Genomic DNA, 9,540 nt, shown 5'->3' on the forward strand with positions numbered 1-9,540 from the left:
CGTCTCCGTTCAGGCGATCGACGGCAGGACGATCTCGTCGCTGCGGCGAATGCCTGCAGTCATCTCCCGGCACAGTTCGAGGAATTCGCGCATGGCCGCGGTCTGGTACTTCTGCCGGTGCCAGATGAAGTAGAACTGGCGGGTGAGGTCCAGCTCCGGGGTTTCCACCGGTACCAGGCTGCCACGGCGGAAGGCGTCGCGCAGGGCCAGGCGCGAGATGCAGCCGATGCCCAGGCCGGATTCCACGGCGCGCTTGATCGCCTCGGTATGTTCCAGCTCCAGGCGGATATTCAGCTGTGCGGGGTGATGGCGCATGGCCTGGTCGAAGGTCAGGCGGGTGCCCGAACCCTGTTCACGCAGAATCCAGGCCTCACGGCTGAGTTCCTCCAGCGTCGCGGTGCCGCGCTCGGCCAGCGGGTGACGCGGGGCACAGAACACCACCAGCTCGTCCTCGACCCAGGGCTGCACCTCGATGTCCGGGTGCTGGCAGTCGCCCTCGATCAGGCCCAGGTCCAGCTCGTAGTGGGCGACCTGCTGCACCACGTTGGCGGTGTTCTGCACATGCAGCTTGAGGCGGCACTCCGGGTGGCGCTGCATGAAGTTGCCGATCAGCAGGGTGGCCAGGTAGTTGCCCACGGTGAGGGTGGCGCCCAGTTCCAGCAGGCCGAAGCCGGTCTTGCCGCTGAGCAGGCGCTCCATCTCCTTGGCCTGGTCGAGCAGGGCCACGGCCTGGGGCAGCAACTGGCGGCCGAGGGCGTTGAGCGAGAGGCGCTTGCCGGCCCGGTCGAACAGCTGGCAGTCGGATTGCCGCTCCAGTTCGCTCAGCGAAGTGCTTGCCGCAGACTGCGACAGAGCCAGAGATTCCGCGGCGCGGGAGACACTTTCCTGCTTGGCCACGGCGACGAAGACTTCCAATTGCCTGAGAGTAAATCGCATATCTATATAACCAATATTCGATATCGTAATAATTCGCTTAACAGATATTCTGGTCGTCACTAGAATGGCGCGCAATCCTGCCGGTGCGCCTTTTCCGCATTGACCTGGCTCAAACAGGGCGAACGCAATTTCCGGCAATCTGAATACCGAGACTTTTGAGGACACCCGCATGAGCAACATGAACTCGGAACGCGTACTCAGTGTGCATCACTGGAACGACACCCTGTTCAGCTTCAAGTGCACCCGCGACCCGGGCCTGCGCTTCGAGAACGGCCAGTTCGTGATGATCGGCCTGCAACAGCCGAACGGCCGTCCGCTGATGCGTGCCTATTCCATCGCCAGCCCGAACTGGGAAGAGCACCTGGAGTTCTTCAGCATCAAGGTACCGGATGGCCCGCTGACCTCGCAGCTGCAGCACCTGAAGGAAGGCGACGAGATCATTATCAGCAAGAAGCCCACCGGCACGCTGGTACTCGACGACCTCAACCCGGGCAAGCACCTGTACCTGCTCAGCACCGGCACCGGTTTGGCGCCGTTCATGAGCGTGATCCAGGACCCGGAGACCTACGAGCGCTTCGAGAAAGTGATCCTGGTCCACGGCGTGCGCTACGTGAACGAAGTCGCCTACCGCGAGTTCATCACCGAGCACCTGCCGCAGAACGAATTCTTCGGCGACGCGCTGAAGAACAAGCTGATCTACTACCCGACCGTGACCCGCGAGCCGTTCGAGAACCAGGGTCGCCTGACCGACCTGATGCGCAGCGGCAAGCTGTTCGAAGACATCGGCCTGCCGCCGATCAACCCGCAGGACGACCGCGCGATGATCTGCGGTAGTCCGAGCATGCTCGACGAGACCAGCGAAGTGCTCGACAGCTTCGGCCTGAAGATCTCCGCACGTATGCGCGAGCCGGGTGACTACCTGATCGAGCGCGCCTTCGTCGAGAAGTAAGCGCCATCCGCTGCACCCCGAAGCCCGCCTTTTGGCGGGCTTCGTCGTTTCAGGCCGGTGAAGCGAAGCGCTGCCCGGAGATGGCTGGGTGGTAGATCGGCTGGATCTTGTTCCCCGCCGGGTCCAGCACGTGGAAGCTGTGGGCGCCGTCGCCATGGGCGAAGGGGCGGTCGAGCAGGGTGACCCCGCACTCCTTGAGGTAGGTGTACCAGGCGTGCAGCTCATCGAGGCTGTCGACCACGAAGCCGTAGTGGTCGACCGTCTGCGGCCCGCTGCTGGGGACGAAGGCGCGGCCCAGCGACAGGTTGTCGTTGCCGCAGGTCAGGTAGACCAGGTCCTCGTTGGCGCGGTTGAGCACTTGCATGCCCAGCACCTCGACATAGAAACGCTCGCACTCCTCCAGGTTGGGCACGAGGATCGCCACGTGACGCAGGCCGTTGAGTCTCGCGGGGCGGTTGGGCATCATGCTCTCCAGTTTGTATACAAAATTAACTTAATGTTTATACAAAAGGAGATCCCATGTACAGCATTCTGCTCAAGACCCGCCTGCGCCCTGGCAGCCTGGACGCCTTCATGGAGGCCATGCGGGTCAATGCCGCCGCGTCGGTGCGCGATGAGCCGGGTTGCCTGGCCTTCGATGTGCTGCGTGACCGGCGCCAGGCCGACTTGGTCTGGCTATACGAGGTGTATGTCGACGAGGCGGCGCTGGATGCGCATATGCAGACCGAGCACTACCTGGCCAGCCGCCCACTGGTGGAGCCGCTGATCCTGGAACAGTCGGTGATCGAGGCTGACGTGCTGGCCTTCAATCCGCGCGGCTGAGCTCGACTTCCAGCACGCGGATGCGCCCTGGCTCGGGGTAGTGCCAGCGCACCTGCACGTCCCACAGCAGCACGCCGTAGCGGCGCTCGGGTTCCGGTACCTGATAGGCCGGGCGCGGGTCCTGGGCCAGGCACTGCTCGATCAGCTGCACCAGCGGCTCGTCCAGGCGTAGGGCATGCTCCCGTGCCTGCTGCAGGGCGCTGTCATCCCACTCCAGCGCCACCTGTGGCGGCGGTGCATCGGCGATGCGGTTGAAGGCCTCGGGCACCTGGTCGGCGTAGGGCACGTAGGGCTTGATGTCGAGCACCGGGGTGCCGTCCAGCAGGTCGATGCCGGACAGCCACAGGCGGCCTGGCTCGACCTTGTCCAGTTTCACCACCGACTGACCGATGCCATTGGGGCGGTGGGTGGCGCGGGTGGCGAACACGCCCATCGAGGCGTTGCCGCCCAGGCGTGGCGGGCGCACCTTGAGCCGTGGCTTGTCTTCCAGCGCCTGGTGGAAGAGGAACAGCAGCCAGACATGGCTGACCTGCTCCAGCCCCTCGATGGCCTCGGCGCGATCGAACGGCGGTACCAGCTCCAGCACGCCGCGGGCGGCCGGGGCCAACTGTGGCTGGCGCGGGATGGCGAACTTTTCCTTGAAGCAGGAACGCACGAAGCCCACCGGGCTCATGGAGTAGGTCGTCACGGCAGCAGCCTGGAGCGCACGGGGTCGCCCTGCGGGGTGCGGCAGCCGGCGTCGCGGAACGGGCCGGAGTGCTTCTGCCAGCCTTCACCGGGGCTGAGTTGCGCGCAGGTGTACTGACCGCTGGCCTTGCTCTGCCAGAGATAGAAGGGCGCCGGGGCGGCGAGGGCAGCGCCGGCCAGGGCCGACAGCAGCAGGAAAAGCAAAGGACGCATGACAAGCTCCGCTCAGATGGCGCGTACCCTAGCGCCGCACCTCGGCGCAGGCAACCGCCGGCTCAGGGCGACAGGATTTCGTCGTAGCCGCGGCCGATGAACTGCAGCAGGCAGAATCCATGCCCGAAGGGATCGGCCATTAGTGCCAGGCGCCCCCAGGCATGCTTCTGGCGCCGTTCCAAGGTGGCACCGGCAGCCAGAGCACGAGCCAGGGCGCTATCCAGATCATCCACCACCCAGTCCAGATGTAGCGGCGTCCAATGTCGGGCGTAGTCACGTGTCTGCCTGCTCTGGGGGCTGGCGCGGCTGCCGGCGGCCTTGGCCAGCAGGTAGATCGGCGCATTGCCGCCGAGCAGTTCGAGCACCTCGGGGCCCAAGCGTCGCCCTGGCTTCAGCTCGAAGGCGCTGGTGTAGAAGCGCGTGGCGCGCTCCAGGTCGTCCACATCGATGTTGATCAGCAGCTGCATGGTGGCGTCCTCCTGCGCTGCAGCATAGGCGGCGCGAGGTAGGCGAGGGCGCAGCCGGCAAATGCCGGGCAGAAAAAAGCCCCGCAGTGGCGGGGCTCTTTCATCGGCGCGAGGCGATCAGACCAGCTCGGCCCACAGGTCGTACTCGTCGGCATCGACCACACGCACGCGGACCTTGTCGCCCGGCTTCACGCTGGTCGAGTCGATGAACACGCTGCCGTCGATCTCCGGGGCATCGGCCCAGGAACGGGCGACTGCGCCTTCGTGGTCGACTTCGTCGATCAGCACTTCGATCTCGGTGCCGACCTTGCGCTGCAGGCGCGCGGCGGAAATCGCCTGCTGGTGCGCCATGAAACGGTCCCAACGGTCCTGTTTGACGTCATCCGGCACCGGCTCCAGGCCCAGGTCGTTGGCCGGGGCGCCATCCACCGGGCTGTACTGGAAGCAGCCAACGCGGTCGAGCTGGGCTTCGGTCAGCCAGTCCAGCAGGTACTGGAAGTCTTCCTCGGTCTCGCCGGGGAAGCCGACGATGAAGGTGGAACGGATGGTCAGTTCCGGGCAGATCTCGCGCCAGGACTTGATGCGGGCCAGGGTCTTGTCCTCGAAGGCCGGGCGCTTCATGGACTTGAGCACTTTCGGGCTGGCGTGCTGGAACGGGATGTCCAGGTACGGCAGCAGCTTGCCGGCGGCCATCAGCGGGATCACGTCGTCGACGTTGGGGTACGGGTAGACGTAGTGCAGGCGCACCCACACGCCCATGCTGGAGAGCGCTTCGCACAGCTCCTTCATGCGTGTCTTGACCGGCTGGCCTTCCCAGAAGTCGGTCTTGTACTTCAGGTCCACGCCGTAGGCGCTGGTGTCCTGGCTGATCACCAGCAGCTCCTTGACGCCGGCCTTGACCAGGCGCTGGGCCTCGGACAGCACGTCGCCGACCGGGCGGCTGACCAGCTTGCCGCGCATGGACGGGATGATGCAGAAGGCGCAGCTGTGGTTGCAGCCCTCGGAAATCTTCAGGTAGGCATAGTGGCGCGGGGTCAGCTTGATGCCTTGCGGCGGCACCAGGTCGACGTAGGGGTTGTGATCGGCCTTGGGCGGGATCACCTCGTGCACCGCGTTGACCACCTGCTCGTACTGCTGCGGACCGGTGACGGCCAGCACGCTCGGGTGCACGTCACGGATGGCGTTCTCGGACACGCCCATGCAGCCGGTGACGATCACCTTGCCGTTCTCGGCGATGGCCTCGCCGATGGTATCCAGAGACTCGGCCTTGGCGCTGTCGATAAAGCCGCAGGTGTTGACCACCACGACGTCGGCATCCTGGTAGGTCGGGACGATCTCGTACCCTTCCATGCGCAGCTGGGTGAGGATGCGTTCGGAGTCGACGGTCGCTTTCGGGCATCCGAGCGAGACAAATCCGACTTTCGGTGTGGCGGTGGACATCGGTGGCTAACCTCAAACGGGCGCTCGGGAGGGCGCCTCTGATCAAAAAGTGCGCAATTCTAGCGGCGCTTGAGGTGGTTTTCCAGTAGTGGTGATAACTGGAGGTGTCCAGCGTGACAGTAAACTTTCACTCTAAGTCGGTAGGTCGGAAGTGCCGAAAGCGGACGCCATTGCTGCCTACCGTTACTGCATCACGCCATATCGCTCTGACTGAACTCCTCGGCGAGGAAGTCGATCAGGGTGCGCACCGAGGGCAGCAGGCCGCGGCGTGAGGGGAAGATGGCGTGGACGATGCCGCACTTGGGCGTCCAGCCCGGCAGCATTTCCACCAGGGTACCGGCGGCCAGGTCGGCGCGTACCGCCACTCGTGGCAGGTGCACGATGCCGACGCCGGCCAGTGCTCCGTTGCGCAGGGCCAGCAGGTCGTCGGTGATCATCCGTGGCTTGTGCGCGATCACCAGTCGGCCATCGTCCGGGCCCAGCAGTTCCCACTGGTACTCGCGCTGGGAGCTGCCCCAGTACAGGCTCGGCAGGCTGCCCAGTTCCTCTGGTAGGAAGTTCTTCGGCAATGAGGCCAGAAGGGCCGGGCTTCCCACTAGACACTGGGTGCTGGCGCCCAGCACCTTCATCACCATGTCGGTGTTCTCCAGTGGCGGGAAACGCACGCGCAGGGCGACGTCGAAGCCATCGTGAAGCAGGTCCACCCGGCGGTTGGTGCTCTCGATATACAGCTCCACCAGCGGGTACTTGAGCATGTAGCGGGTCAGCATCGGCCCGACCCAGGAGTTCAGCAGCGTGGTCGGACAGGCCAGGCGCACCAGGCCGCGTGGTTCGCAGCGATTGCGCTCGATCACCTCGGCCGCTCCCTCGGCCTCCACGCGCATGGCCACGCAGCGCTGGTAGTACTCCTGGCCGATCTCGGTGAGTGACAGATGCCGGCTGGTGCGGTGCAGCAGGCGCACGCCGAGGCGCTCCTCCAGTTCGGCAATGCGCCGGCTGAGCTTGGACTTGGGCATGTCCAGCGCGCGCCCGGCGGCGGCGAAGCCGCCTTGCTCCACCACCTGGGTGAAGTAGTAGAGGCTGTTGAGGTCTTCCATGGATCGTTCACCAAATAGAACGCTAGAGGCGATTTTTGCAGTCTAGTGCATCAAAGGTCTCGAATTTAATCTTTCCTCCATGCAGTGACGCACTGCAAGGCGAAACCAAACACCGGCCCGGCCGGAACCTACTGAAAGCAAATCGAGGACTTCACCATGACCAACGCCACCTACAACCGCCTGGACAAAGATAACGCCGTCGTTCTGCTGGTTGACCACCAAGCCGGCCTGCTGTCCCTGGTTCGCGACATCGAGCCGGACAAGTTCAAGAACAACGTGCTGGCCCTGGCTGACCTCGCCAAGTTCTTCAAGCTGCCGACCATCCTCACCACCAGCTTCGAAACCGGCCCCAACGGCCCGCTGGTCCCCGAGTTGAAAGAGATGTTCCCGGATGCGCCGTACATCGCCCGTCCCGGCCAGATCAACGCCTGGGACAACGAAGACTTCGTCAAGGCGATCAAGGCCACCGGCAAGAAGCAGCTGATCATCGCCGGTGTGGTCACCGAAGTGTGCGTGGCGTTCCCGGCCCTGTCGGCCATCGCGGAAGGCTTCGACGTGTTCGTCGTCACCGATGCTTCCGGCACCTTCAACCAGATCACTCGTGACTCCGCCTGGAGCCGCATGACCCAGGCCGGCGCGCAGCTGATGAACTGGTTCGCCGTGGCCTGCGAGCTGCACCGCGACTGGCGTAACGACGTGGAAGGCCTGGCCAAGATCTGCTCCGACCATATCCCGGACTACCGCAACCTGATCACCAGCTACAGCGCCCTGACCGGGGGCAAATGATCCTTCGCTAGAACACAAAGCCGGGGCCTGATTCAGGCTCCGGCTTTTTTGTTTTGTATGCCGTCGCTGGCGACTCTGTGTGCTTTCGGCCGCAGGACGGCCGCTTGAACCTCCAGCTCGGCGGGTTGATCTATCCTCCCCGTAGCTATCTCCTTTGCACGTGCCACTCCCAGGCGCTGCCGAGGCGGGCAGTAGGAAGCACAGCCTGTTTTCCGGATGGAGCCATCCATGAGCGAAATCGCTGCCGAGCAGCACAAGTCCTCCCATGCAGGGTCCTCCATCGGTCTGCTGATCGGCGCCGTGGGTGTGGTGTATGGCGATATCGGTACCAGCCCGCTGTACACCCTCAAGGAGGTGTTCAACGGCGGCTATGGGGTACAGGTCAACCACGAGGGGGTGCTCGGCGTACTGTCGCTGATCTTCTGGTCGTTGATCTGGGTAGTGACGGTCAAGTACGTGCTGTTCGTGCTGCGTGCGGACAACCAGGGCGAGGGCGGGGTGATGGCGCTGACTGCGCTGGCGCGCCTGGCTGCGGCCGATCGCCCGCGGCTGCGCATGGTGCTGGTGCTGCTCGGGCTGTTCGGCGCCGGGCTGTTCTACGGCGACAGCATGATCACCCCGGCTATCTCCGTGCTGTCGGCGGTGGAGGGCCTGGAGATCGCCTTCGATGGCCTGGAGCACTGGGTGGTGCCGCTGGCGCTGATCCTGCTGGTGGGCCTGTTCCTGATCCAGAAGCACGGCACCGCGCGCATCGGCACCCTGTTCGGCCCGGTGATGCTGCTGTGGTTCGGCACCCTGGGTGCGTTGGGCATCTACGGCATCGTCCATCAGCCGCAGGTGTTGCAAGCGCTCAATCCGTACTGGTGCATCCACTTCTTCATCGCCCACCCCGGCATCGGCGTGGCCATTCTCGGCGCGGTGGTGCTGGCGCTGACCGGTGCCGAGGCGCTGTATGCGGACATGGGCCACTTCGGCCGCAAGCCGATTGCCCGCGCCTGGTTCCTCCTGGTGCTGCCGGCACTGGTGCTCAACTACTTCGGCCAGGGCGCGATGCTGCTGGAGAACCCGGCCGCGGCGCGCAACCCGTTCTATCTGCTGGCTCCCGGTTGGGCACTGTTGCCGCTGGTGGGGCTGGCGACCTTTGCCACCATCATCGCCTCGCAGGCGGTGATCTCCGGGGCCTTCTCCCTGACCCACCAGGCCATCCAGCTCGGTTACATCCCGCGTATGCACATCCAGCACACTTCGGATGCCGAGCAAGGGCAGATCTACATCGCCGCGGTGAACTGGTCGCTGATGGTCGCCGTGGTGCTGCTGGTGCTCGGCTTCGAGTCGTCCGATGCGCTGGCCTCGGCCTATGGCGTGGCGGTGACCGGCACCATGCTGATCACCACGCTGTTGTCGGCCGCCGTGGTGCTGCTGCTGTGGAAGGCGCCGCGCTGGTTCGCCATTCCGCTGTTGCTGCTGTTCTTCCTGGTGGATGCGCTGTTCTTCGCCGCCAATGTGCCGAAGATCATCCAGGGCGGGGCCTTCCCGGTGATTGCCGGCCTGGTGGTGTTCGTCCTGATGACTACCTGGAAGCGCGGCCGCCATCTGCTGGTGGAGCATCTGGACGACAACGCCCTGCCGTTGCCGATATTCATCTCCAGCATTCGCAGCCAGCCGCCGCACCGGGTCAAGGGCACTGCGGTGTTTCTCTCCGCGCGCTCGGATGCGGTGCCGCATGCGCTGTTGCACAACCTGCTGCACAACCAGGTGCTGCATGAGCAGGTGGTGTTGCTCACCGTGGCCAGTGAGGACCGGCCGCGGGTACGGCCCGAGCGGCGCTTCGAGGTGGAGGCCTATGGCGATGGCTTCTTCCGGGTGATCCTGCATTTCGGTTTCATGGAGGAGCCGGACGTGCCGGAGGCGCTGCGCCTGTGTCACCTCAACGATCTGGATTTCAGCCCGATGAGCACCACCTGGTTCCTCAGTCGCGAGACGGTGGTGGCGAGCAAGCGCTTCGGCATGGCGCGTTGGCGCGAGGCGCTGTTCGCCTTCATGTTGCGCAACGCCAACAGCAACCTGCGCTTCTTCCGGCTGCCATTGAATCGGGTGATCGAGCTGGGCACTCAGGTGGAGATCTGAGGCGCTGGCCGCAGAC

At 64.6% G+C, this 9,540-nt stretch carries 11 protein-coding genes; 4 read left to right on the forward strand and 7 right to left on the reverse strand.

Features of this window, described 5'->3' with window-relative positions:
* Positions 1–9: 9 nt before the first annotated feature.
* Positions 10–936, reverse strand: a complete 927-nt coding sequence (locus IP89_RS19720) for a LysR family transcriptional regulator (RefSeq protein ID WP_043311428.1) — start codon at positions 934–936, stop codon at positions 10–12.
* Positions 937–1,105: 169 nt separating this feature from the next.
* Here IP89_RS19720 and fpr point away from each other — a divergent pair, with 169 nt between their 5' ends.
* Entirely contained in the window at positions 1,106–1,885 is a 780-nt protein-coding gene (gene fpr / locus IP89_RS19725; protein WP_043311429.1) for a ferredoxin-NADP reductase, read from the forward strand.
* Positions 1,886–1,934: 49 nt separating this feature from the next.
* Here fpr and IP89_RS19730 read toward each other — a convergent pair whose 3' ends face one another.
* The gene (locus IP89_RS19730; RefSeq protein ID WP_043311430.1) at positions 1,935–2,348 is read right to left on the reverse strand and encodes a VOC family protein; all 414 of its coding nucleotides are present in this window, start codon (positions 2,346–2,348) and stop codon (positions 1,935–1,937) included.
* A 56-nt stretch (positions 2,349–2,404) separates the two neighbouring features.
* On the opposite strand from IP89_RS19730, the gene IP89_RS19735 reads away from it, so the two are divergent.
* Entirely contained in the window at positions 2,405–2,707 is a 303-nt protein-coding gene (locus IP89_RS19735) for a putative quinol monooxygenase (RefSeq protein WP_043311431.1), read from the forward strand.
* Here the strand turns inward: IP89_RS19735 and tsaA are convergent.
* The 5 genes from tsaA to IP89_RS19760 form a co-directional block, all read right to left on the reverse strand.
* Positions 2,691–3,380, reverse strand: coding sequence for a tRNA (N6-threonylcarbamoyladenosine(37)-N6)-methyltransferase TrmO (tsaA, locus tag IP89_RS19740; RefSeq protein ID WP_043311432.1), 690 nt, complete (start codon positions 3,378–3,380; stop codon positions 2,691–2,693). The genes IP89_RS19735 and tsaA overlap by 17 nt on opposite strands.
* Before the next feature lie 11 nt (positions 3,381–3,391).
* Entirely contained in the window at positions 3,392–3,607 is a 216-nt protein-coding gene (locus tag IP89_RS19745) for a hypothetical protein (protein WP_043311433.1), read from the reverse strand.
* Between the two features lie 62 nt (positions 3,608–3,669).
* Positions 3,670–4,074 (reverse strand): VOC family protein, encoded by a 405-nt coding sequence (locus tag IP89_RS19750; protein ID WP_043311434.1) that lies wholly within the window; start codon positions 4,072–4,074, stop codon positions 3,670–3,672.
* A gap of 117 nt (positions 4,075–4,191) precedes the next feature.
* Positions 4,192–5,514 carry a 30S ribosomal protein S12 methylthiotransferase RimO gene (gene rimO, locus IP89_RS19755; protein ID WP_043311435.1) on the reverse strand — a complete coding sequence of 441 codons (1,323 nt, stop codon included), beginning with the start codon at positions 5,512–5,514 and terminating at the stop codon, positions 4,192–4,194.
* 191 nt (positions 5,515–5,705) lie between these two features.
* Entirely contained in the window at positions 5,706–6,611 is a 906-nt protein-coding gene (locus IP89_RS19760; protein ID WP_043311437.1) for a LysR substrate-binding domain-containing protein, read from the reverse strand.
* Positions 6,612–6,767: 156 nt separating this feature from the next.
* Between IP89_RS19760 and ycaC the strand changes: the two genes are divergently transcribed.
* Together ycaC and IP89_RS19770 are read left to right on the forward strand one after the other, a co-directional pair.
* Complete coding sequence (gene ycaC / locus IP89_RS19765) at positions 6,768–7,397, forward strand: isochorismate family cysteine hydrolase YcaC (protein ID WP_043311438.1); 630 nt, start codon at positions 6,768–6,770, stop codon at positions 7,395–7,397.
* Between the two features lie 228 nt (positions 7,398–7,625).
* A complete protein-coding gene (locus tag IP89_RS19770; protein WP_156115088.1) occupies positions 7,626–9,524 on the forward strand; it encodes a potassium transporter Kup in 1,899 nt (632 codons plus the stop codon).
* Positions 9,525–9,540: the final 16 nt, after the last annotated feature.

Origin of the sequence: Pseudomonas sp. ML96 (assembly GCF_000761545.1) — a bacterium.
In the GTDB taxonomy this organism is placed as follows: domain Bacteria; phylum Pseudomonadota; class Gammaproteobacteria; order Pseudomonadales; family Pseudomonadaceae; genus Aquipseudomonas.